The sequence below is a fragment of the Burkholderia sp. JKS000303 genome (genome assembly GCF_002563755.1).
Classification (GTDB): Bacteria; Pseudomonadota; Gammaproteobacteria; order Burkholderiales; family Burkholderiaceae; genus Burkholderia; species Burkholderia anthina_B.
In genome coordinates this window covers 897,443-919,438 of the sequence record NZ_PDBZ01000001.1, presented here as the reverse complement: position 1 = coordinate 919,438, position 21,996 = coordinate 897,443, and the positions used below count along the sequence as shown (strand labels likewise).

Genomic DNA, 21,996 nt, shown 5'->3' with positions numbered 1-21,996 from the left:
CCACCAATAGCCAGGGAAACGGGGACGGGACGGCTGCCTACAGCAGGCCGTGCTGCTGCAGCTTCTTGCGCAGCGTATTGCGATTGATGCCGAGGTACTCCGCGGCGAGCGACTGGTTGCCGCCGGCCTGTACGAGCACGACCTCGAGCATCGGCTTTTCGACGCAGGACATCACCATTTCATAGACGTCGTGCGGATTGGAGCCGTCTAGATCCCGGAAATACACGTCCAGGCTCTCGCGGACACATTGTTCGATGTTGTGCTTGCTCATGCTGCTAACTGGTTATGGTCGTCCGACTCGCCCTGGCCGTCTTCCTCTTCGTCATCGACGTAGACGAGGTGGTCCGACAGCGCCTTTTGCGCCTCGAAGAATGCATTGACGGCGGCGAGCTGCTCGCGGGTGGAATCGAGCGTGTTCATTCGGTGCCGGAACCCATTGGCACCGGAAAGGCCGCGAGTGTACCAGCCGATGTGCTTGCGCGCAGTACGGACGCCCGTGAATTCGCCGTAGAACGCGTAGTGGTCTTCCAGGTGTTCGTTCATCACGTGCTGGATCTCGTCGATCCGCGGCGGGGGCAGCAACTCGCCGGTTTGCAGGAAATGATCGATTTCACGGAACAGCCACGGCCGACCTTGCGCGGCACGACCGATCATCAGCGCGTCGGCGCCGGTTGCGTCGAGCACGGCCTTCGCTTTGGCCGGCGACGTGATGTCGCCGTTCGCGACGACCGGAATGCGCACAGCCGCCTTCACGGCCGCGATCGTGTCGTACTCGGCGTCGCCGCGGTAGAGGTCGGCGCGCGTGCGGCCATGCACGGTCAGCATCGAGATGCCGGCGGCTTCGGCCAGGCGCGCGACGGTGATCGCGTTCTTGTGGTCGCGATCCCAGCCGGTGCGGATCTTCAGCGTGACGGGCACCGCGTCGGGCCCGGTGCCGACCGCCGCGACGACGGCCTCGACGATCCGCTGCACGAGCGGCTCGTTCTGCAGCAGCGCGGAGCCGGCCGCGACGTTGCAGACCTTCTTCGCCGGGCAGCCCATGTTGATGTCGATGATCTGCGCGCCGTTGTCGACGTTGTAGCGGGCCGCTTCGGCCATCATCGCCGGATCGGCGCCCGCGATCTGCACCGCGATCGGCTCGACTTCGCCTTCGTGGTTCGCCCGTCGCATCGTCTTCGCGCTCTTCCACAGCTGCGCGTTGGACGCGACCATCTCGGACACGGCGTACCCGGCCCCCAGCCGTTTGCACAGCTGGCGGAACGGACGATCCGTCACGCCGGCCATCGGGGCGACGAACAGGTTGTTACGCAAAACGTGAGAGCCGATAACGGGCATCGCAATGGCACCGCCCGCGAGCGCAGGGCGTCGCGGGCCAAAAAGGGCGGAGGGAAAACGCGCATTTTACCGTATTCCCATGCCCCGCCGATTTGACCCGGTTTGAGTGGCCCGGCCGCGCGCAATGCGCGGCGCGGCGCGCGTCAGTTGCGCTGGCCGAACATCATCTGGCGCGCGATGGCCTTCTTGAGCGGCGGCACGAATTCGAGCGCGGTGAGCGCCGCGCCGCGCAGCAGCGGAAGCGGGCCGGCATCGACCGTGAACAGGCGCGCAAGCGTGTCGGTTGCGCCGATCGTGAAGCGGCGGTCGAGCGCGCGCCGCGCGTTGAAGGAGGCGAGCGCCGTCGCTTCGAGGCCTTGCGCGGACAGCGCATCGACGAGCGTATGCGCATCGCGCAACCCGAGGTTGAGCCCCTGGCCCGCGACCGGATGCAGCGTTTGCGCGGCGTTGCCGACGATCGCGATGCGTCCGCTGACGAGCGTTTGCGCGGCGTTCAACCCGAGCGGGAACGACGCGCGCCCGGCGACCGCGACGAACTGGCCCATGCGCTCGCCGAATGCCATGCCGAGTTCGCGCAGGAACGCGTCGTCGGGCAGCGCGGCGCGGCGTGCCGCTTCGTCGGGCGTGCAGCACCACACGAGCGAGTATTCGGCCTGACGCGGGCCGCCGAGCGGCAGCAGCGCGAGCGGGCCTTCGTGCGTGAAGCGTTCCCATGCGACGCGCGGGCGCGGTGCCGACACCGTGACCGTGCCGACGATCGCGGTTTGTCCGTAGTCGCGCTGGTGTTTGCCGGTATCGGCCTGCCGTTCGTGGAACAGCCCGCCTTCGGCGTTGATGACGATGCGCGTGCGCAGCGTGCGCTCGCCTTGCGGGCCGTCGAGCGTCAGCGTGACGCCGTCGGCGTCCTGCTGCGGTGCGCGTGCGGTGGTCGACGTGAGCCAGTCGACGCGCGTGCCGTGCACCGCGCCCGCGAGCGCCTGCACGATCGACCCGTAGCGCACGACGTAACCGAGCGCGGCGAGGTCGTGCTCGTCGCGGTCGATCAGCGTGCGGCCGAAATGGCCGCGCTGCGAAACGTGGATGTGTTCGATCGGCGTCGCGTCGCCGGGCCACGCGAGCGTGTCGAGCAGCACGCGGCTGCCGTGCGACACGGCGATCGCGCGCGGATCGTTCGCGCTCGCGGCCGGTTCGCGCGCGTCGATCAGCGCGATCGACGCGTGCCGTGTCGCGCTGCGCCGTGCGAGCCAGCCGGCGAGCGCGAGCCCGACGGGGCCCGCGCCGACGATGGCGAGGTCGTAGTCCGGCGTGGCCGGGGAGGAAGCGGTTGTCATCAATGTGCGTGAAACGGGGTAACGGTCAACGGCAGCCGACGGCGGCCGGCTGCCGGTCGACGAAGGGGCAGCGGCCGGCTCATGCGCCGTGCGCCGCGCCCGCGCGCACCAGCGCCTCGATCTCGGCCGCCGCAACGGGGACGTCGCGCGTGATCAGCTCGCAGCCGTGCTCGCGCACGATCGCATCGTCCTCGATGCGGATGCCGATGTTCCAGTATTCGGCCGGCACGTCGTCGGCGGCGCGCACGTACAGGCCCGGTTCGACGGTGAGCGTCATGCCGGGCTTCAGCGTGCGCCACGGCAGCATGCCGTTCGCGTCGCGCGCGGCGAGCCGCTCGCGGTAGTCGCCGCAATCGTGCACGTCCATGCCGAGCCAGTGGCCGGTGCGGTGCATGTAGAAGCGCGCGTACGCGCGCTCCGCGATCACGTCGTCGACGTTCGAGAAGCGCGTTTTCGGAATGATGCCGGTGTCGAGCAGCCCCTGCGCCAGCACGCGCACGGCCGCGTCGTGCGGTGCCTCGAACGGTACGCCCGCGCGCGTCGCGTCGATCGCAGCCTGCTGCGCGGCGAGCACGATGTCGTACAGCGTGCGCTGCGCGGGCGAGAAGCGCCCGTTGGCCGGGAACGTGCGCGTGATGTCCGACGCGTAGCCGTCGAGTTCGCACGCGGCGTCGATCAGGATCAGGTCGCCGTCCTGCGCGGCCGCGTTGCCGGCCGGGTAGTGCAGCACGCACGCATTCGCGCCGGCCGCGACGATCGAGCCGTACGCGGGCGCCTGCGCGCCATGCTTGCGGAACATATACAGCAGCTCGGCCTCGAGTTCGTATTCGCGGATCCCCGGGCGGCACGCCTGCATCGCGCGGCGATGCGCGAGTGCGGAGATGTGCGCGGCGCGCATCATGATCGCGAGTTCGTGCTCGTCCTTCATGAGCCGCATGTCGTCGAGCAGCGGCGTGAGGTCGAGCAGCGCGTCCGGCGCGGCGACGCCCGTGCGGGCCTGTGCGCGTACCGTGTCGATCCAGCCGGCGAGCTGGCGCTCGAAGTCGGCCGATGCGCCGAACCGGTAGTGCACGGTGCCCGCGTCGGCGAGCAGGCGCGGTATCTCGGTGTCGATCACGTCGACCGCGTAGGCCGAGTCGAAACCGAACGCGTCGCGCGCGGCTTCGGGCCCGTAATGGAACCCTTCCCAGATCTCGCGATCGGCATTCTTCGCACGGCAGAACAGGATCGATTCCGGCGCGCCATGCGGCGCGGCGGCGTTCAGCACGAGCACGGCATCGGGCTCGGTGAATCCTGTCAGGTAATGGAAGTAGCTGTCGAACCGGTACGGGAATGCCGTATCGCGGTTGCGCAGGATTTCCGGTGCGGTGGGGACGATGGCGACGCCGCCGCCGGCGGCACGCAGTGCGGCAAGCACGCGTTCACGGCGCTGGCGGTAGACGTCGACGGCGATGGCGGTATCGAGGGGCGCATTCATCGTGCGATTGTAGCGCCGCCGGACGCGGCGCGTGAAAGGGGCGGCCGAGAGCCGCGCCGGAAGGGGCCGGGCGGCGGCTGTTGCAAACCATCCACAGGCCGGACGGCCGATTTTCTACCCGGCCACGCCTGCCGGTTATGATCGGCGACAACGTATACTCTCGGCGGTTCCCTTAGAAAGGCAGATGATGAAATTAATCGGTTCGCTCAGCAGCCCGTACGTCCGAAAGGCGCGGATCGTGCTCGCCGAAAAGAAGATCGACTACAAGCTGGAGCTCGAGAACGTGTGGGCGCCGGAGACGGACATTCATGCATCGAATCCGCTCGGCAAGGTCCCGTGTCTCGTGATGGAGGATGGTGCCGCGGTGTTCGATTCCCGCGTGATTTGCGAATACGTCGATACGCTGTCGCCGGTCGGCAAGCTGATTCCGCCGTCGGGGCGCGAGCGCGTCGAAGTGCGTTGCTGGGAAGCGCTGGGCGACGGCGTGCTCGACGCCTCGGTCGCGATCCGTCTCGAATACACGCTGCGCGACGAAGCGCAGCGCAGCGCGAGCTGGATCGCGCGTCAGCAGCGCAAGATCGACGATGGTCTCGTCGCGATGTCGCAGGGCCTCGGCGGCAAGACGTGGTGCGTCGGTAATCATTACACGCTCGCCGACATCGCACTCGGCTGCGCGCTCGGCTACCTCGACTTCCGGATGCCCGAGCTGAACTGGCGCGATCACCACCCGAACCTCGACAAGCATTTCGCGAAGCTGTCGCAGCGTCAGACGTTCGCCGACACGCTGCCGCAGGGCTGAGCACCGCCGGCTGCGTATTGAGCAGACAAAAAAAGCGCCCCGCGGGGCGCTTTTGTTTTGGCGGACCGCCCGGGCGACTGGCGATCCTGTGCATCCGACGTTACTCGATCGACGCGTAGACGCTCTCGCCGAGCACGAACGAATCGCTGCGCGAGATCGGCCACCACTTGTCGTACAGCGTATAGCCGCAGGTCTGGCCGTCGAGCAGCGCGCCCGGCTTCAGGTACTTCAGCAACTGCGACATCAGCCGCACCTCGTGCGGCGCGACGCGCTGCACGATGTGATGCGCGCGCAGCTCGGACGGATGGCCGAGGCCGGCCGCCTGCACGAGCTCCTGCAGCGCATGCAGCGTGTTGCGGTGGAAGTTGTATACGCGCTCGGCCTTGTCCGGCACGACGAGCGCGCGTTGGCGCACCGGGTCCTGCGTGGCGACGCCGGTCGGGCAGCGGTCGGTGTGGCAGTGCTGCGCCTGGATGCAACCGACCGCGAACATGAAGCCGCGCGCCGAGTTCACCCAGTCCGCGCCGATCGCGAGCGTGCGCGCGATGTCGAACGCGGTGATGATCTTGCCGCTCGCGCCGATCTTCACGCGGTCGCGCACGCCGATCCCGACGAGCGTGTTGTGCACCAGCAGCAGCCCTTCCTGCAGCGGCACGCCGACGTGGTCGGTGAATTCGAGCGGCGCCGCGCCGGTGCCGCCTTCCGCGCCGTCGACGACGATGAAGTCAGGCACGATGCCGGTTTCGACCATCGCCTTCGCGATCCCGAAGAATTCCCACGGATGGCCGATGCACAGCTTGAAGCCGGTCGGCTTGCCGCCCGACAGCGTGCGCAGCCGCTCGACGAATTCGAGCAGCCCGCGCGGCGTCGAGAATTCCGAGTGCGTGGCGGGCGAGATGCAGTCCTTGCCCATCGGCACGCCGCGCGTCTCGGCGATCTCGGGCGTGATCTTCGCGGCCGGCAGCACGCCGCCGTGACCCGGCTTCGCGCCCTGCGACAGCTTGATCTCGATCATCTTGACCTGCGGCTCGGCGGCCTGCTTCGCGAACTTGTCCGGGTTGAACGTGCCGTCGTCGTTGCGGCAGCCGAAGTAGCCCGACGCGATTTCCCAGATGATGTCGCCGCCGTTTTCGCGGTGGTACTTCGACAGCGAGCCTTCGCCGGTGTCGTGCGCGAAACCGCCTTTCTTCGCGCCGAGGTTCAGCGAGCGGATCGCGTTCGCGGACAGCGAGCCGAAGCTCATCGCCGAGATGTTGAAGATCGAGATGTCGTACGGCTGCGCGCGGTTCGCACCGACGCGGATGCGGAAATCGTGGTTCGGCAGCTTCGTCGGCGCGAGCGAATGGCTGATCCATTCGTGCGCGACGGCCTTCACGTTCAGCTCGGTGCCGTACGGACGGTTGTCCGCGACGTTCTTCGCGCGCTGGTAGACGAGACTGCGCTGCGCGCGCGAGAACGGCTTTTCGTCGGTGTCGTCCTCGACGAAGTACTGGCGGATTTCAGGTCGGATGAATTCGAACAGGAAGCGGAAGTGGCCCCAGAGCGGGTAATTGCGCAGGATCGCGTGACGGTCCTGATTCAGGTCGTACACGCCGAGCGCGACGAGGGCGATGGGGATGAGGATCCACAGCCAGGAAAGCATGTGGGCCGACGCGAGTGCGGCCGCCGCGATGAGCAGCAGGACGGCACACCACATCGCGAGGTAGCGTCGAGAAAGCATGGGGGGGACTCCGTAAGAATCTTGAAATGCCGCCATGCGTACGCTGCGAAGGCGGCGCGCCGGCTGCGACGGAATCGTGTTCCGCCGGGCGCGGCGTGCCGCAAGTCTAAACCGAATGGATGTCAGCGTGCGTCGGCGAGCGCCGGCAGGTGGCCTTCGGGGGCGGCCTGACCGGGCTGGCCGGTGGCCGCGGACTCGATGATGCCGCCGCCGAGGCAGATTTCGCCGTCGTACAGCACGGCCGACTGGCCGGGCGTGACCGCCCACTGCGCATCGTCGAACGCGAGCGAGAAGCGCGCTTCGCCTGCCGGGCCGGGGGCCGCGACGCCGAATGTGCATGCCGCATCGGCCTGCCGGTAGCGGGTCTTCGCGCCGCACGAGAAGCCTGCGGCCGGCGGTTCGCCCGCGACCCAGCTCACGTTGCCGGCGACGAGCTGCCGCGACAGCAGCCACGGATGGTCGTGGCCCTGCACGACGTACAGCGTGTTCGACGCGATGTCCTTCGCGGCGACGAACCACGGTTCGCCGCTGCCGTCCTTGCTGCCGCCGAGGCCGATGCCCTTGCGCTGGCCGAACGTATAGAACGCGAGGCCGATATGCTCGCCGATGACCTTGCCGTCCGCCGTCTTCATCGGGCCGGGTTTCGTCGGAAGATAGCGGTTCAGGAAGTCGCGGAACGGCCGTTCGCCGATGAAGCAGATGCCGGTCGAATCCTTCTTCTTCGCGTTCGGCAGCCCGATCTGCGCGGCGATCTCGCGCACCTTCGTCTTCGGGATCTCGCCGAGCGGGAACATCGTCTTCGACAACTGCGCCTGGTTCAGCCGGTGCAGGAAGTACGACTGGTCTTTCGTATGATCGAACGCCTTCAGCAGTTCGAAGCGACCGTCGCGCTCGCGCACGCGCGCATAGTGGCCCGTCGCGATCATTTCCGCGTCGAGCGACATCGCGTGATCGAGGAACGCCTTGAACTTGATCTCGGCGTTGCACAGCACGTCCGGGTTCGGCGTGCGGCCGGCCGAGTATTCGCGCAGGAATTCGGCGAACACGCGGTCCTTGTATTCGGCCGCGAAGTTCACGGCTTCCACGTCGATGCCGATCAGGTCGGCCACCGACACGACGTCGATCCAGTCCTGGCGCGTCGAGCAGTATTCGCCGTCGTCGTCGTCTTCCCAGTTCTTCATGAACAGGCCGACCACGTCGTACCCCTGTTCCTTCAACAGCCACGCGGTCACCGACGAATCGACGCCGCCCGACATGCCCACTACTACACGGCGCTTGCTCATTTGTTCACCGCCTGACGGTCGAATGTGTCCGGACGCGGCGCGACCGAATGCGTGTGCACGAAATCGAGCGGAATGCGCCGCCCGGCGAGATAGTCGTCGACGCAGCGCATCACCGCGGGCGAGCGGTGCCGCTCGCTGCAGGCGCGCAGTTCGTCGGCGCTCATCCACAGCGTGCGGATGATGCCGTCGTCGAGCGCGTGACCCGGCAACGGCTCGCCGACCGTGCCGCAGAACGTGAAGCGCAGATAGGTCGCGCCGGCGGTGCCGGGGCGCTCGTAGTGCGCGAGATAAACGCCGACGAGCGCGTCGGGGACGAACGGATGCGCGGTTTCCTCGAGCGTCTCGCGGATCACGGCGTCGGCGAGCGTCTCGCCGGCTTCGAGATGGCCGGCCGGCTGATTGATGCGCAGGCCCGTCGAGGTTTCTTCCTCGATCACGAGAAAGCGGCCGGCGCGCTCGATCAGCGCTGCAACGGTCACGTGCGGGGTCCAGATTTCGGGTTTCATGGTTCGGCATTTTACCGGTTGCGCCCGGACGCTGCCGGCCATGTGGTTAGACGAATCCGACCCTGAGCGTTCGTCCGGCGCAGGCGAGTCGCCCGCATCGCTGCGTCGCACATGGGTGGCGCAGCCTGCCGGTGGCAGCGGCGAGCCGGGGACGGGGCGCCCCGCAATCATCGCTGAATCGTGCCCCGTTTTTCACGGCGCGACGATCCGGGCGACGCACGCGGCAATCGTATCCCGCACGCGGACGATCGCCGGGTCGCGCTGCGTGCTCGTGCGCCAGCCGATCTCCACCGGGTAGCGCGGCAGCTCGACCGGGCACGCGAGCGCGCGCAGCGACGTCGATTGCGCGATCGCGCGCGCGGCGTGCGCCGGAATCGTCGCCACCGCACCGGAGCCGGCGAGCAGGTACGGCAGCGCGGCGAAATGCGTGGTCGACGCCGCGACGCGCCGCTTGTGACCGAGCGCGGCCAGCGCCTCGTCGACGATTCCGATCACGCCGCCGGACGACACGAGCAGGTGGTCGCGCTGCAGGAAATCGTCGAGCGCCAGCGTGCGCGGCGCTCGAGCGCCGCCGGCCGGATCGAGCAGGCACGCGTAGCCGCCTGTCGCGACCGCGCGCCGGCTGAGCCCGTTCGCCGAAAACCCGCCCGACGCGATCGCGAGATCGACGCCGTGCCGCAGCAGCGCGTCGCCGGCGATGCCGCTGTGCGTCTGCCGGAAGATCAGCCGGATCCCCGCGGCGTCCTGCGCGACCGCGTCGATCAGCGCACGGCCGAGCGCGATCTCGAAGTCGTCCGACAGCCCGATCGAGATCGTGCGGCCGACGCGCTCGCCGCCGTCGGCTGCGATCGCGAGGCTTTCGCGGCAGCGGTCGAGCGCATCGGACAGGATCGGCTTCAGCTCGTCCGCGCGCGGCGTCGGCGCGAGGCCGCGGCCGGTGCGCACGAACAGCGGATCGGCATAGATCACGCGCAGCCGCGCGAGCGCCGCGCTGACGGCGGACTGCGTGAGGCCGAGCCGCAGCGCCGCGCGGCTCGCGCCGCCTTCTTCGTACAGCGCCTCGAACACCTTCAGCAGGTTCAGGTCGAGGTTGGAGATATCATTTACATTCATGTCAGATATCGTTGTATTGATTTGATAGATGACATCATATCGATAAAGATGGCGTCACCCTCAGCCCATTCACCCGGAGACGCCCTCATGTCCACCTCAGTCATCGCCGCGCTGCAGATCGGCGCATCGCCCGCCGGCACGCGCGCCACGCTCGACACGATCCTCGGTTACGAAGCCGCGATCCGCGACAGCGGCGCATCGCTCGTCGTGTTGCCCGAGGCCGTGCTCGGCGGCTATCCGAAGGGCGAGATCTTCGGCACGCGGCTCGGCTACCGGTTGCCCGAGGGGCGCGATGCGTATGCACGCTACGCCGCGCAGGCGATCGACGTGCCGGGGCCGGAAACCGACGAACTGGCCGCGCTGTCGCAGCGCACGGGCGCGAGCCTCGTGGTCGGCGTGATCGAGCGCGGCGGCAGCACGCTGTACTGCACGGCGCTCTTTTTCGATCCGCGCGACGGGCTCGTCGCGAAGCACCGCAAGCTGATGCCGACCGGCACCGAACGGCTGATCTGGGGGCAGGGCGACGGCTCGACGCTGCCGGTGGTCGACACCGCGGCGGGCCGCGCGGGCGCCGCGATCTGCTGGGAGAACCACATGCCGCTCCTGCGCTGCGCGATGTATGCGAAAGGCGTGCAGATCTGGTGCGCGCCGACCGTCGACGAGCGCGATCTGTGGCAAAGCTCGATGCGGCACATCGCGCACGAAGGACGCTGTTTCGTCGTGAGCGCATGCCAGGTACAGCCGTCGCCGCGCGCGCTCGGCATCGACGTGCCGGGCTGGGATCCCGAACGGCCGCTGATCCGCGGCGGCAGCGTGATCGTCGGGCCGCTCGGCGACCTGCTGACGGAGCCGCTGATCGGCGAGCCCGGGCTCGTGACCGCGCGCATCGATACCGACGAACTGGTGCGTGCGCGTTATGACTTCGACGTGGTGGGGCACTATGCGCGCGCCGACGTGTTTTCGCTGCACGTCGACGAGCGGCCGAAGCGTTCGGTGGTGTTCGGGGAATGATCGGTGTTGCCGGGGCGCGTACGCCCCGGCGAACGAATGTCGGCGGCGCGCGTCAGCGCATCGGCGCTTCCGCGATCCGCATGTAGTCGGCGATGCGCCGTCCTTCCATGTCGGGAAACTGCTCGTGCACGGTGATGTCGCCCATCCGCGCGATGTCGAAGGTGCGGAAGTCGTCGCGCAGCTCGCACCACGCGCCGATCGTCCAGCGTCCGCCCCAGTAGACGAGCCCGAGCGGCCACACGCGGCGTTGCGTATGGGCGCCGAGCCGGTCGCGGTAGCCGAAGCTGACGATGTGACGCGTGTCGACCGCCTGGTGGATCGCGTCGACCTTCCCGCAAAACGTCTCGTCGATGTGGAACGACGGCGCGAACACCGGCAGGCGATCGAGCGCCGTGCGCTTGTCGGCCGGCATCGCGGACGCGATCTTCGCGAGCGCCGAGCGGGCGCCGCCCGCAAAGCGCGCGCCGCCCCAGGTCTCGAGCATGCGCGCGCCCACCGCGAGCGCCGCGAGCTCCTCGGCGGTGAACGTGAGCGGCGGCAGGCTCGCGTTGCGGTTCAGCCGGTAGCCGATGCCGGCTTCGCCTTCGATCGGCACCCCTGACAGTTGCAGGTCGCGCACGTCGCGATAGACCGTGCGCGGCGACACCGACAGCCAGTCGGCGAGCTGCTGCGCGGTCGTCAGACGCCGTCCGCGCAACAGCTCGGCGATCTGGAACAGACGGTCGGCACGGCGCGTCATGGCTGCACCTCGACTCCAACGGCTACGGGGACTTCGCGATGATAGCGCTGCGCCGGCCCGATCGTCGGTGCGCTCAGTGGCATTTCGGCGCGTGCAGGCCGACGCGGTTGCCTTCGGTATCGATCAGATAGCCGATGTAACCGTAGTTGTTCGGCAGCTCGACGACCGTGCCCTGCACGATGCCGCCCGCGCGCTTCACGCGTTCGAGCGCCGCGACGACCGATTCGCCGGCGTTCAGGTACACGAGCACGCCGTTCGCGCTCGGCTTCATCTGCTGCGGATCGAACACGATGCTACCGCCCGTGCTCGACGCTTCGTGATCGAACATGGCCATCGGCACGCCGCCGATGACTTCGCGCTGCAGCGTGGTTTGCAGCACGGTTTCGTAAAAACGGATCGCGCGATCGAAATCCAGGGACGGAATATCGAACCACGCGATCGCGCGTTCCAGGGTTGCGGGTGCAGTTGCAGTTGCGGACGTCACGACGAGCTCCTTGTTGTTCGCGTTCTTGATGGAAACCAGCCTTGCATTGCGCCGGGATTGCAGTGTGATCGCGTGCTGCTGACAGCGTGCTGTCAGTAGTCATCGCGGTGCTGACACCAGGCGGTTTCGATCGGCGGTTGCGGTGGCGTCCGGCCGGGTGGCGCCGCGCGGGCGGGCGGATTGGCGGGCGCCCAGGGGCGGCACCGCGCGCATCGGCGTCGCGCAAAGCAAAACGCCCGGCGGGTGCCGGGCGTCGTGAGGGTGTCAGCAGGCGGCCGCAGCGGCCGTCGTGCGTATCTTGCGCGTTATGCGTCGCCTTCCGGCGTGGCCGCCGGGCGTGCCTTCACGCTGCCCGCGATCAGGTCGAAGCGGAACAGCCGGCATTCGAGCGCGCCGTTGAACAGCGGCGTCTTCGCCGATTCGCGCAGCCGCAACTGGCCCGGCAGCGAACGGTCCGACGTCAGCAGGAACGCCTGCCAGCCGGTGAAGCGTTGCTTGAGCGCATCGCCGAGCGAGTTGAAGAACTCGCTGTCCGGCGCGTCGGTGTGGGTGCGGCGGAAGGCGTCGTCGTTGCCGCGGTTGCGGCCCGTTTCGCGCACTTCGCCGCGTGCGCTGCGGCCGCGCACTTCGATCCGCTCGCCGTACGGCGGGTTCGCGAGGATGATGCCCGGGCCGTCGCACGGCGGCGTCATCCCGCGCGCGTCGACCTGCTTGAGCCATACCGACGGCACGCCCGCGCGTTCGAGGTTCGCGCGCGCCTTCTCGAGCATGTCGCCGGAGATGTCGCTGCCGTACACGCCGAGCGCATCGCGCTTGCCGCGCGCCGCGCGCTTCGCGTCGAGGGCCGGGACCTTCAGGCCCTGCCATGCGGTGATGTCGTACTGCTTGAGCTTTTCGAAGCCGAACCGGCGCTCGACGCCCGGCGCCACGCCGAGCGCGATCTGCGCGGCTTCCGCGAGGAACGTGCCGCTGCCGCACATCGGGTCGTACAGCGCCGTGCCGGGCGTCCAGCCCGTCAGGCGCAGGATGCCGGCCGCGAGGTTCTCGCGCAGCGGCGCCGCGCCCTTGTCGAGACGCCAGCCGCGCTTGAACAGCGGCTCGCCCGACGTATCGAGGTACAGCGTGCATTCGGTGGCCGTCAGGAACGCGAACACGCGCACGTCCGGCGCACCGGTGTCGATGCTCGGCCGCGAGCCGGTCTTGTCGCGCATCCGGTCGCAGATCGCATCCTTCACGCGCAGCGTCGTGAATTCGAGGCTTTTCAGCGGCGACTTGATCGCGGTGATGTCGATGCGCAGCGTCTGCGTCGACGCGAACCAGCGTTCCCACGGCTGCTCGAGCGCGAGCGCGTAGACGTCCTGTTCGTTGCGGTACGGGCCGTGCGCGATCTTCAGCAGGATCCGGCTCGCGATCCGCGAATGGAGGTTGGCGGCCATGCCGGCGGCCCAGCCGCCGCGGAAATGAACGCCGCCCGGCACCTGCGCGCCCGCGGTGAACGGCGCGCCGTTCAGATGACGGCCGGCGATCTCGGCCAGCTCGGCGGCAAGCGCCGCTTCGAGGCCGCGCGGGCAGGGAGCGAAGAATTCGTACAGGGTGGGCGAGGACATAAGGCGGGTGAGGACGTGCAAAAGTCCACTATTGTACGCGGCGCGGGCGGCCGGAGCCGGCGTTGCGTCCGATTCGGGGCGAGGGCGCCGGGAAGCAGGCCGCATGCGCGCGCCGGGTGGCCCGCGCGTCCCGGCCCGGCGGGGCGCCGCGCGGGCGTCGGGCGCTCAGTGCGAGCCGTGCTGGCCGGCCTGCGCGGCGGGGCCGCTGGCCGGCCAGAACAGCGCGGACGGCTTGGACAGCATCGTGCGGACGATCGCGACGACCAGCGCGCGCACCTTGGTGCGACGCAGGCTGCGCGAACGCACGGCCATCGTGAACGCGAGCGCGAAGCTCACGAGCACGTTGAGGATCGCCATGCTCAGCACGCCGGCGCATGCCCACCACAGCTCGGGCGTGCTCAACGCGTCCTTGCCGAGCACGCCGAGCGCGATGCCGATCGAGCCGGCCGACAGTGTCACGTGTCGCACTTCGAACGGGAACAGGAACACCGTGACGATCGCCGGGATCAGGCCGAGCATCAGGCCGAGGCCGACGTTCGCGACCACGCCCGCGACGTTCGAGCGGCAGAAGTGCGCGAGCTTCGCGGCGCCGGCCACGCCGAGCGTGAGCCGCAGCCGGCGGTTGTACGCGAGCGCGTCGCCGACCCGGTGCAGCACGAACCAGTTGTCGGCCCAGCCCGCGAGCAGGCTCGATGCCCACAGCAGCACGCCCGTGAGCGCCGCATAGAACGGCGTCGGGCCCACCAGCGAGAACGAGTGCAGCGTCGCGTGCGCCTTCTCCGGCGAGATCAGGTTCGCGTGCAGCACGTTGCCCGCGAACAGCTGCACGAGCAGGCACACGGGCAGCACGACGAGCACGTTGCCGGAGATCGCCGCGGCCTGCGTGCGGATCAATGCGATCACCGACGCGACGAACGCCTTCACGCCTTCCTCATGGCCGGTGTCGTCGAGCTCGCGCGCGAGCGTCGGCGCGGTCATCGCGGGTTGCTTGGTCGCGAGCGTGAAGTGCAGGAAGTGCATCAGCATGAAGCTCGCCGCATAGTTGACGCCGGCGAGCAGCCCTTCGAGCATCGACTGCAGGTGCGCGCCCGTGATCGCGAACTTCACGCAGACCGTCGCGACGGTGACGAGGCCGCCGCCCGCGGCCATGCGCAGCATCTTCAGATACTCGGCGCGGCCGCGCGAGATGTAGTGCTCGCCGGTGTCCGCGTTGGTCTCGACGAGCTTGCGCGCGAACAGCGAGAAGTTGCTGCGCACGAGGTGCGACACGCTCTGGCTGTTCTGGTTCGCGTCGACCAGCTCGGCGGTCAGGCGCGCCATGCCGCGCAGGTCGTCGCGGGCCATCCACGCGTTGAGCAGCATCTCGGCGCGCTGGATCCGCATGCGCATGCGCTCGACCTGGAACACGATGTCGACCGACACGCCGTTGCGGTACAGATGCGCGAACACGTCGTCGACCGCGATCCGGCATTCGTCGAGCAGCACGCGCAGGTAGTTCACCTCGTGCAGCAGCTTGTTCGGGTCGCCGCCGTCCTCGACGGCCGCGTGTGTGGTCTCGACCGCGAGCATCGCACGCGTGAGGCGGTAGAACGGCTGCGTTTCGAGCGGCTTGCGCGCGTCGTCGTCGGACAGGCGGCTGCGCACCGTCTGCGACAGGCCGGTCGAGCTGATCTGGCAGGTCAGGTTGTGCAGCGCGGCCAGCAGGTCGCGCGAGAACGAGCCCGGCTCGTGACGTTCTGCGTCGGTGACGTCGAACGAGATCAGCTCGGCGAGGCGGGCGAGCAGGTCGTCGGGCAGCGCGTCGATCCATTGCGCGTCTTCCGGCGTCGGGAACATCAGCGTGAACAGCGCCGTCAGCTCGCGGCGGTTCGGCGCGGGCGGGATCAGCGACGAGTCGATCCGCTCGAACAGCGCGCCGAAGAAACCGGAGTGCACCGGCATGCCGGCGTCGCACAGCAGCGAGATGCCGTCGCATTCGCGCAGGATGCCGCGCACGATGCGTCCGGCATGCGACTTCCACGCGGGATTGCGGTCGAGCACGTGGAACAGGTAGCGCAGCCGCGCGTGCGCCGGATATGCGCGGCTGCCGACGTCGCGTTCGTCGGGCGCATCCTGCGCGGCCTGCATCGCGCCGTTGCGGCGCAGCCAGTGCGCGAGCTCGATCAGCCATTCGCTGCGCTCGGCGTACGACGCGTCCGCGTCGGCGTGCGCGAGCAGGGCGTCGAGCTGGTGGCCCGCATTGCGCGACGCGCGCCACTTCTTGATCAGGGTCGTCAGGGAACGAAACATAAACGGAATAGCGAAAGCCCTGGACGGGCGGGTTCGGGATGCCGGCCGGGAAGGCGGCGCGGCGCCGGGGAGAACGGATGAGGCTGTCGGGTTGCCGGGCGATGCGTGACGACCCGCGATGCGGCTGCCCCGATGCGGTGCACGCGGATACGCGTGCGAGCCCCGGGAGACGCGACGATCGGACCGGACACGGCCCGATTGCCGCTGGCTGACGCGCACGACGGACGGGCGGCGCGAGCCTGAACGTGCGTAGGATCGTCAATCGGGCGCGAAAACGCAAGCCGACCGTGTGGCGTGGCGCCGGTTCCGGCAGATTTTGACAAACAATGCAAAGCGGCCGTTCGGCCGATGCATGCGCGGCGACGCCGATCGTGTCGCCGAGGGCAGGGCGCGCGCGTGCGACTGCCGATGCCTGTTATCGGATACGCCGCCAGGCTGTGGCAGCCGCACGGACGAACGCATCACACGTTCGCCCGTGCGTCGTGCGCCTATGCGCCGGACTTGCCCGTCGCGCCCGCGTCGCCGCCGGCCGTCGGGTTGGCCGGGCACGGCACCACGGGTGCAGTGGCCTTCTTGCTGCCGGATGCGGCCGCCGTACCGCGCTGTGCCGCCATGGCGCGCACGCCGGCCGCGGCCTGCGATGCAATCACGTCGAGCGCGCGCCGGTGGCCGGCGACGAGTGCGTCGTAACCGTCGGCGACGGGTTCCGCGACGCTCGTGCGGCACGTCATCACCGCCTGCGTGGCGAGCGAACGCACGCTCCACACCGCATCGATCGCCGCCCGCTTGCCGGGCCACGATTCGAAGCGCTGCACGTTCACGCTGATGCGATAGACGGGCACGCCGGGCGGATACGCGGCGTTCGCGACGTCGATCGTGCCGAGCTGCGCGGCGAGATCGTCCGACAGCGCGCGGCGAATCTCGTCGGCGGGCTGCGCGGCCCAGCGTTCCTGCTCGAGCACGTCGACCTGCGCCGCGTTTTTCTGCACGACGAGCTGGTTCTTCGCGACCTGTTCGGGCACGCTGACGGACGGCACCTCGATCAGGAACGCCGGATTGGCGGGGGCGGTGCGCACGGCCGCCGTGGCGTCGGCGGGGCTCAGCGTATAGAACCGCGCGGGCGGCGAGCTGCAGGCGGCGAGCGCGAGCGCGGCGCAGATTGCCGCCGCGCCGCTCGCGAGCGCGTTCACGCGTGTCGTCGTCATTGTTGGTCTCCTGGCTTGCCCTTGATCAGCGATTCGGGATGGCGCTCCAGATAGTCGGCGAGCGCGTTCAGCGATTGCAGCGTGCGCGTGAGTTCCTTCAGCGCGCCGCGCACGTCGGACTGCAGCGGCGAATCCTGCTGCAGCGTCGCCTCGGCGGTCGAGAAGGTCTGCTTCGCGGCCGACAGCGTGTCGCGTGCTTCCGGCGCGACCTGCGTGTCGAGCTGCTTGAACAGCTTGTCGGCGTTCGACAGCGCGCTGTTCAGGTTCGCGCCGATCTGGTCGAACGGCACCTTGTCGAGCTTCTTCGCGATGTCGGCGACCTGCAACTGCAACTCGTCGAGCGTGTTCGGCACGGTCGGCAGCTCGAGCGGCTGGCGCGTCATGTCGATCTTCGCGGCCGGTGCCTTCGGGAAGAAGTCGAGCGCGACGTAGAGCTGGCTCGTCAGCAGGTTGCCGGTGCGCAGCTGGCCGCGCAGCCCGTGCCTGACGAGGCGCTCGACGATCTCGCGACGGGCCGGTTCGCCCTTGCTCTCGATCGTTTCGCGGAAGCGCGGACCAAGCCGCTCCGGATACACGTTCATCGTCACCGGCATCAGGAAGTTCTTGGTCTTCGGATCGAAGTCGATGCCGATGTTCGTCACTTCGCCGAGCACGATGCCGCGGAAGTCGACTGGCGCGCCGACGCCGAGCCCGCGCAGCGACTGGTTGAAATTCATCACGACCTGCAGCGGCTGGCCGTCCGGATCGCGCATCGCGTCGGTCTCGTCGGAGCCGAGGCGGAACGTCGTATTGTTCGGCGCGGTTGCGCCGCTGCTCTGGTTCGGCGGCGTCTGGAACGCGATGCCGCCGAGGATCACCGTCGCGAGCGACTGCGTGTTCAGCTTCAGCCCGCTCGAATCGAGCCGCAGGTCGACGCCGCTCGCCTGCCACCAGCGCGAGTTCACGCCGACGTACTGGTCGTACGGCGCATTGACGAACACGTTGAAGGTGACGCCCGTGCCGTCCTTGTCGAGCGAGAAGCCGACCACCTGGCCGACCTGCACGCGGCGGTAGTAGATCGGCGAGCCGATGTCGACCGAGCCGAGCGAGTCGCCGCGCAGCACGTATTGCGTGCCCTTCTGGTCGCCCGTCACGGCCGGCGGGGTTTCGAGGCCGGTGAAGTCGGTCTGCGAGTCCTGCCCGCGGCCGGCATCGACGCCGATGTACGCGCCCGACAGCAGCGTGCCGAGCCCCGACACGCCGGTCGCGCCGACGCGCGGACGCACGATCCAGAAGCGCGAACCCTTGACCGCGAAGTCCTCGGCTTCCTTCTTCAGTTGCACCTGGACGAGCACGCGCGACAGGTCTTTCGACAGCTTGATCGTCTTGACCATGCCGATCTCGACGTCCTTGTACTTGACCTGGGTCTTGCCCGGCTCGAGCCCTTCGGCGCTGTGGAAGCTGATCGAGACTTCCGGACCGCGCTCGCGCACGGACTTGATCACGAGGCCGATGCCGATCAGCGCGGCGATCAGCGGCACGAGCCAGACGAGCGACGGCAGCCAGCCGCTTTTCGTCGAGATCGTCGGATCGGGCGGCCGGGACGCGTCGTTCTGCGGGCCTTGCGGACTATTCATGGTGTTTCCCTGAGGTTTCGACTGGATCCCAGATCAGGCGGGGATCGAACTGCATCGACGCGAGCATCGTCAGGATCACGACCGAGCCGAACGCGAGCGCGCCGGGGCCGGCCGTGATGACGGCGAGCGAACGGAAATGGACGAGCGCGACGGTCAGCGTCACGACGAAGATGTCGAGCATCGACCAGCGGCCGATGCGCTCGACGATCCGGTACAGGCGCGTGCGCTGCAGCGGCCGCCATGCGGTACGTCGCTGCGCGCTGATCACGAGGATCGTCAGCACGCCGAGCTTGAGCATCGGCACGAGGATACTGGCGACGAACACGACGACCGCGAGCGGCCAGTCGCCGGTGGTCCAGAACAGCACGACGCCGCTCATGATCGTGTCTTCCTGCGAGCCGACGATCGACGACGTGCGCATGATCGGCAGCAGGTTCGCGGGAATGTACAGGATCACGGCCGCGAGCAGCAGCGCCCACGTGCGCATCACGCTGTTCGGCGTGCGGAAATGGAGCGCGGAGCCGCAGCGCGCGCAGTGTGCGTGCGGCGCGTCGATCGTCTGCACGAGCCCGCAGACATGGCAGCTGGCGTAGCCCTCGCGGGCGGCGGTAGGGGTCGTCATCGGCGGGCGGCTTCCGGCAGCGGCGCGGCATCGTCGGGCGCGGCGGGCGAGCGGCCGGCGCGCAGGTCGTCGGCGATGTCCCACAACGTGCGCGGATCGAACATCAGCACGACGGCGATCATCAGCGTGAGCGCGCCGAACGCGAACAGCGCGGCTTCCGGCACGACGCGCGCGAGGCTCACCATCTTGACGATCGTCACGAGGATGCCGAGCATGAACACCTCGATCATCCCCCACGGGCGCACGAGCTGGATCGCGCGCAGCACGGCATTGAAGCCGGGCGGCACGACGCCGCGGCGCATCGGCAGCAGCAGGTACAGCAGCGCGGCCATCTCGACGAGCGGAAACAGCACGGTCGAGCAGAACACCATCACGCCGACGATCGCCATGTCCTGGCGCCACAGCGAATCGATCGCGCCGATCAGCGTCGTCTGCACGCGATTGCCGTTCACGTCCATTTCGAGGATCGGAAACGTCTGCGCGATGACGAACGTGATCAGTGCCGCGAGTGCCAGTGCGCAGATGCGCTCGAGTTGCGCGGCGCTGTTGCGGTAAAGCAGTGCGTCGCAGCGCGGACAGCGCGCGATTTCACGGCCGCTGAGACGCGGTTTATGCAACAGTGCGTCGCATTCGTGACAGGCAATCAGGTCGTATCGTTGCATGGGAGAAGCGGTTGTGCGACGGGCGGGGGGACGCGTCGACGGGGCCGGAACCCGCGCCAATCTTACCAAAACGCCTTTTTCGGCGTGTCAACGATCGGTTACCGGGTGACTGATCGGTAACATGGCGTAAACATGGCGGCCCGCTGACACGCCTGTTCTCAGAGTCCGCGCCTTTCAAAAGGTTGCGGTAGCATGGCGCCCTTGACAAGCGTCGGACGCATTTTCCGACGCAGCCGTTCGCTCAACTGAGGAATCCAAGATGGCACCGAATCCGCTGTCGGCCAAGCCGACACGTTATACGCAGACCGCGATCGCGTTGCACTGGCTGATCGCGCTGCTGATCGTCTGCGGCTTCGCGCTGGGCTGGGTGATGACGGACATTCCCGGTTTCACGCCGACCAAGCTGAAGTACTTCTCGTGGCACAAGTGGATCGGCGTGACCGCGTTCGCGCTGGCCGTCGTGCGCGTGCTGTGGCGCGCGACGCATGCGGCGCCGCCGCTGCCGGGCAATACGCCCGCGTGGCAGCGTGCCGTGTCGCACGGCGTGCACATCCTGCTGTACGTGCTGATGCTCGTGATTCCGGTCACCGGCTACCTGTACAGCTCGGCGGCGAACATTCCGGTCGTCTACCTCGGCATCGTGCCGCTGCCGCGCCTGATCGATCCCGATCCGGTGCTGAAGGAAACCTTCAAGACGCTTCACGTGTCTTTGAATTACATTTTGCTTGCGCTCGTCTCGCTGCACGTGCTCGCGGCGATCAAGCACCAGGTGTTGGACCGCGACGGCTTGCTGTCGCGAATGCTTCCCTTTGCCAAATGAAGGATCTCATGAAAGTGTCTTTCTCCCGCTCCATGCTGACCGCGTTCGCCGCGGTGTCACTTGTCGCGTCGGCCGCGGCGCACGCCGATGTCGATCTTGCGAAGAGCAAGGTGTCCGCCGTGTCGAAGCAGATGAACGTGCCGACCGAAGGCGCGTTCAAGAAGTTCTCCGCGCAGGTGAAGTTCGACCCGGCGAAGGCCGCGCAGGGCAGCGCGCAAATGACGATCGACGTGGCCAGCTACGACCTCGGCGACAAGATGTACAACGACCAGGTCGCGGGCAAGGACTGGTTCGACGCGAAGACGTACCCGCAGGCCACCTTCGTATCGTCGGCGATCGCGCCGGCGGGCGGCAACAAGTACAACGTGACCGGCAAGCTGACGATCAAGGGCAAGGCCGAGACCGTCACGGTGCCCGTCACCGTCACGCAGAACGGCGCGACGCAGACCTTCGACGGTGTGCTGCCGATCAAGCGTTCGACGTTCAACGTCGGCACCGGCGAGTGGAAGGACACGTCGGTTGTCGCGGACGAAGTGCAGATCAAGTTCCATCTCGTCGCCACGAAGTAAGCGACGAGGTGCCGCATGACCCGAATGCCGCGCGAGGGCGCGGCGCCGTCTCAAGGAGAAAGAGTTGAAAAAGCATCTGATCATCGCCGCGGGCGCGCTGGCTGCTTCGCTGTCGTTCTCGGCATTCGCAGAGAGCGTGACGTACCAGTTCGATCCGAGCCATACGTACCCGAGCTTTGAGGCCGACCACTTCGGCGGCCTGTCGGTCTGGCGCGGCAAGTTCGACAAGTCGAGCGGCACCGTGACGCTCGACCGCGCGGCAAAGACCGGCACGGTCGACGTGACGACCGACATCGCATCGATCCACACCGGCAGCGCGAAGCTCGACGAGCACCTGCAGACCGCCGACTTCTTCGACGCCGCCAAGTACCCGCAGGCGAACTACAAGGGCACGATCAAGTTCGACGGCGACAAGCCGGTGGCGGTGGTCGGCAACCTGACGCTGCATGGCGTCACGAAGCCGCTGACGCTGAATATCGATTCGCTCAAGTGCATGCCGCATCCGATGCTCAAGCGTGAAGTGTGCGGCGTCGACGCGGTCGGCGAATTCAACCGCGACGATTTCGGCCTCGACTACGGCAAGCAGTACGGCTTCAAGATGAAGACGAAGCTGCTGATCACCGCAGAAGCGATCAAGCAGCAGTAACGCGCCCGACCGGGCCGGCCGTTGCGTTGATGCTTCGGTTCGTCGACCCGTCGCGTGCCAGCCGCCGCGCTCCCTTCCAGGGGGCGCGGCGGCTTTTTTTTGCGCGCCTATAATCGTCGGCACAGTTCGCGGCGCGGCAACGGGCGCGTCGCACGGAACGTA

General features: G+C 68.1%; 21 protein-coding genes. 5 read left to right on the top strand and 16 right to left on the bottom strand.

Features of this window, described 5'->3' with window-relative positions:
- Positions 1-37 precede the first annotated feature (37 nt).
- From BX604_RS04360 to BX604_RS04345, 4 genes are all read right to left on the bottom strand, one after another.
- A complete protein-coding gene (locus tag BX604_RS04360; protein WP_006476892.1) occupies positions 38-271 on the bottom strand; it encodes a Fis family transcriptional regulator in 234 nt (77 codons plus the stop codon).
- Positions 268-1,335: a tRNA dihydrouridine synthase DusB gene (gene dusB, locus BX604_RS04355; RefSeq protein ID WP_098549737.1), complete on the bottom strand. Its 1,068-nt coding sequence runs from the start codon at positions 1,333-1,335 to the stop codon at positions 268-270. The genes BX604_RS04360 and dusB overlap by 4 nt, the downstream gene beginning before the upstream one ends.
- A gap of 143 nt (positions 1,336-1,478) precedes the next feature.
- Positions 1,479-2,666: a UbiH/UbiF/VisC/COQ6 family ubiquinone biosynthesis hydroxylase gene (locus BX604_RS04350; RefSeq protein ID WP_098549736.1), complete on the bottom strand. Its 1,188-nt coding sequence runs from the start codon at positions 2,664-2,666 to the stop codon at positions 1,479-1,481.
- A 79-nt stretch (positions 2,667-2,745) separates the two neighbouring features.
- Positions 2,746-4,143 carry an aminopeptidase P N-terminal domain-containing protein gene (locus BX604_RS04345; RefSeq protein ID WP_098549735.1) on the bottom strand — a complete coding sequence of 466 codons (1,398 nt, stop codon included), beginning with the start codon at positions 4,141-4,143 and terminating at the stop codon, positions 2,746-2,748.
- Positions 4,144-4,327: 184 nt separating this feature from the next.
- Between BX604_RS04345 and BX604_RS04340 the strand changes: the two genes are divergently transcribed.
- Entirely contained in the window at positions 4,328-4,942 is a 615-nt protein-coding gene (locus BX604_RS04340) for a glutathione S-transferase family protein (protein WP_096506384.1), read from the top strand.
- Positions 4,943-5,042: 100 nt separating this feature from the next.
- Here the strand turns inward: BX604_RS04340 and BX604_RS04335 are convergent, their stop codons facing one another.
- The 4 genes from BX604_RS04335 to BX604_RS04320 form a co-directional block, all read right to left on the bottom strand.
- Positions 5,043-6,662 carry an FMN-binding glutamate synthase family protein gene (locus BX604_RS04335; RefSeq protein WP_098549734.1) on the bottom strand — a complete coding sequence of 540 codons (1,620 nt, stop codon included), beginning with the start codon at positions 6,660-6,662 and terminating at the stop codon, positions 5,043-5,045.
- A gap of 122 nt (positions 6,663-6,784) precedes the next feature.
- Positions 6,785-7,945, bottom strand: coding sequence for a tRNA 2-thiouridine(34) synthase MnmA (gene mnmA / locus BX604_RS04330; RefSeq protein WP_098549733.1), 1,161 nt, complete (start codon positions 7,943-7,945; stop codon positions 6,785-6,787).
- On the bottom strand, positions 7,942-8,451 hold the full coding sequence (locus tag BX604_RS04325) for an NUDIX hydrolase (protein WP_098549732.1): 510 nt from the start codon (positions 8,449-8,451) through the stop codon (positions 7,942-7,944). The genes mnmA and BX604_RS04325 overlap by 4 nt, the downstream gene beginning before the upstream one ends.
- A gap of 192 nt (positions 8,452-8,643) precedes the next feature.
- Positions 8,644-9,564, bottom strand: coding sequence for a LysR family transcriptional regulator (locus tag BX604_RS04320; RefSeq protein ID WP_098549731.1), 921 nt, complete (start codon positions 9,562-9,564; stop codon positions 8,644-8,646).
- Between the two features lie 87 nt (positions 9,565-9,651).
- Here BX604_RS04320 and BX604_RS04315 point away from each other — a divergent pair, with 87 nt between their 5' ends.
- Positions 9,652-10,575, top strand: coding sequence for a carbon-nitrogen hydrolase family protein (locus BX604_RS04315; protein WP_098549730.1), 924 nt, complete (start codon positions 9,652-9,654; stop codon positions 10,573-10,575).
- 52 nt (positions 10,576-10,627) lie between these two features.
- Here BX604_RS04315 and BX604_RS04310 read toward each other — a convergent pair whose 3' ends face one another.
- The 8 genes from BX604_RS04310 to BX604_RS04275 all read right to left on the bottom strand — a co-directional run bounded on the left by BX604_RS04310 (position 10,628) and on the right by BX604_RS04275 (position 19,799).
- On the bottom strand, positions 10,628-11,314 hold the full coding sequence (locus tag BX604_RS04310) for a helix-turn-helix transcriptional regulator (protein WP_098549729.1): 687 nt from the start codon (positions 11,312-11,314) through the stop codon (positions 10,628-10,630).
- Between the two features lie 73 nt (positions 11,315-11,387).
- Positions 11,388-11,798, bottom strand: a complete 411-nt coding sequence (locus BX604_RS04305; RefSeq protein WP_098549728.1) for a VOC family protein — start codon at positions 11,796-11,798, stop codon at positions 11,388-11,390.
- 305 nt (positions 11,799-12,103) lie between these two features.
- Positions 12,104-13,405: a THUMP domain-containing class I SAM-dependent RNA methyltransferase gene (locus BX604_RS04300; RefSeq protein WP_098549727.1), complete on the bottom strand. Its 1,302-nt coding sequence runs from the start codon at positions 13,403-13,405 to the stop codon at positions 12,104-12,106.
- Between the two features lie 165 nt (positions 13,406-13,570).
- The gene (locus BX604_RS04295) at positions 13,571-15,694 is read right to left on the bottom strand and encodes a site-specific recombinase (RefSeq protein WP_098549726.1); all 2,124 of its coding nucleotides are present in this window, start codon (positions 15,692-15,694) and stop codon (positions 13,571-13,573) included.
- 488 nt (positions 15,695-16,182) lie between these two features.
- Positions 16,183-16,899 (bottom strand): PqiC family protein, encoded by a 717-nt coding sequence (locus tag BX604_RS04290; RefSeq protein WP_098549725.1) that lies wholly within the window; start codon positions 16,897-16,899, stop codon positions 16,183-16,185.
- A complete protein-coding gene (locus tag BX604_RS04285) occupies positions 16,896-18,515 on the bottom strand; it encodes a PqiB family protein (RefSeq protein ID WP_098549724.1) in 1,620 nt (539 codons plus the stop codon). Before BX604_RS04285 ends, BX604_RS04290 begins: the two co-directional genes overlap by 4 nt.
- Positions 18,508-19,137, bottom strand: coding sequence for a paraquat-inducible protein A (locus BX604_RS04280; RefSeq protein WP_098549723.1), 630 nt, complete (start codon positions 19,135-19,137; stop codon positions 18,508-18,510). Before BX604_RS04280 ends, BX604_RS04285 begins: the two co-directional genes overlap by 8 nt.
- Positions 19,134-19,799 carry a paraquat-inducible protein A gene (locus BX604_RS04275; RefSeq protein ID WP_098549722.1) on the bottom strand — a complete coding sequence of 222 codons (666 nt, stop codon included), beginning with the start codon at positions 19,797-19,799 and terminating at the stop codon, positions 19,134-19,136. The genes BX604_RS04280 and BX604_RS04275 overlap by 4 nt, the downstream gene beginning before the upstream one ends.
- Positions 19,800-20,058: 259 nt before the next feature.
- Between BX604_RS04275 and BX604_RS04270 the strand changes: the two genes are divergently transcribed.
- The 3 genes from BX604_RS04270 (at position 20,059) to BX604_RS04260 (ending at position 21,834) form a co-directional block, all read left to right on the top strand.
- On the top strand, positions 20,059-20,619 hold the full coding sequence (locus BX604_RS04270) for a cytochrome b (protein WP_098549721.1): 561 nt from the start codon (positions 20,059-20,061) through the stop codon (positions 20,617-20,619).
- Between the two features lie 8 nt (positions 20,620-20,627).
- Entirely contained in the window at positions 20,628-21,188 is a 561-nt protein-coding gene (locus tag BX604_RS04265) for a YceI family protein (RefSeq protein ID WP_096505095.1), read from the top strand.
- Positions 21,189-21,252: 64 nt separating this feature from the next.
- A complete protein-coding gene (locus tag BX604_RS04260; protein ID WP_098549720.1) occupies positions 21,253-21,834 on the top strand; it encodes a YceI family protein in 582 nt (193 codons plus the stop codon).
- Positions 21,835-21,996: the final 162 nt, after the last annotated feature.

What these genes read in the sequence shown, in the direction of transcription:
- BX604_RS04310 (WP_098549729.1), bottom strand. Translation starts at nt 11,314, where the DNA reads ATGACGCGCCGTGCCGACCGTCTGTTCCAGATCGCCGAGCTGTTGCGC.
- BX604_RS04290 (WP_098549725.1), bottom strand. Translation starts at nt 16,899, where the DNA reads ATGACGACGACACGCGTGAACGCGCTCGCGAGCGGCGCGGCGGCAATC.
- BX604_RS04335 (WP_098549734.1), bottom strand. Translation starts at nt 6,662, where the DNA reads ATGCTTTCTCGACGCTACCTCGCGATGTGGTGTGCCGTCCTGCTGCTC.
- BX604_RS04295 (WP_098549726.1), bottom strand. Translation starts at nt 15,694, where the DNA reads ATGTTTCGTTCCCTGACGACCCTGATCAAGAAGTGGCGCGCGTCGCGC.
- BX604_RS04270 (WP_098549721.1), top strand. Translation starts at nt 20,059, where the DNA reads ATGGCACCGAATCCGCTGTCGGCCAAGCCGACACGTTATACGCAGACC.
- BX604_RS04285 (WP_098549724.1), bottom strand. Translation starts at nt 18,515, where the DNA reads ATGAATAGTCCGCAAGGCCCGCAGAACGACGCGTCCCGGCCGCCCGAT.
- mnmA (WP_098549733.1), bottom strand. Translation starts at nt 7,945, where the DNA reads ATGAGCAAGCGCCGTGTAGTAGTGGGCATGTCGGGCGGCGTCGATTCG.
- BX604_RS04265 (WP_096505095.1), top strand. Translation starts at nt 20,628, where the DNA reads ATGAAAGTGTCTTTCTCCCGCTCCATGCTGACCGCGTTCGCCGCGGTG.
- BX604_RS04325 (WP_098549732.1), bottom strand. Translation starts at nt 8,451, where the DNA reads ATGAAACCCGAAATCTGGACCCCGCACGTGACCGTTGCAGCGCTGATC.
- BX604_RS04275 (WP_098549722.1), bottom strand. Translation starts at nt 19,799, where the DNA reads ATGCAACGATACGACCTGATTGCCTGTCACGAATGCGACGCACTGTTG.
- BX604_RS04300 (WP_098549727.1), bottom strand. Translation starts at nt 13,405, where the DNA reads ATGTCCTCGCCCACCCTGTACGAATTCTTCGCTCCCTGCCCGCGCGGC.
- BX604_RS04320 (WP_098549731.1), bottom strand. Translation starts at nt 9,564, where the DNA reads ATGAATGTAAATGATATCTCCAACCTCGACCTGAACCTGCTGAAGGTG.
- BX604_RS04340 (WP_096506384.1), top strand. Translation starts at nt 4,328, where the DNA reads ATGATGAAATTAATCGGTTCGCTCAGCAGCCCGTACGTCCGAAAGGCG.
- BX604_RS04350 (WP_098549736.1), bottom strand. Translation starts at nt 2,666, where the DNA reads ATGACAACCGCTTCCTCCCCGGCCACGCCGGACTACGACCTCGCCATC.
- BX604_RS04360 (WP_006476892.1), bottom strand. Translation starts at nt 271, where the DNA reads ATGAGCAAGCACAACATCGAACAATGTGTCCGCGAGAGCCTGGACGTG.
- BX604_RS04280 (WP_098549723.1), bottom strand. Translation starts at nt 19,137, where the DNA reads ATGACGACCCCTACCGCCGCCCGCGAGGGCTACGCCAGCTGCCATGTC.
- BX604_RS04345 (WP_098549735.1), bottom strand. Translation starts at nt 4,143, where the DNA reads ATGAATGCGCCCCTCGATACCGCCATCGCCGTCGACGTCTACCGCCAG.
- dusB (WP_098549737.1), bottom strand. Translation starts at nt 1,335, where the DNA reads ATGCCCGTTATCGGCTCTCACGTTTTGCGTAACAACCTGTTCGTCGCC.
- BX604_RS04315 (WP_098549730.1), top strand. Translation starts at nt 9,652, where the DNA reads ATGTCCACCTCAGTCATCGCCGCGCTGCAGATCGGCGCATCGCCCGCC.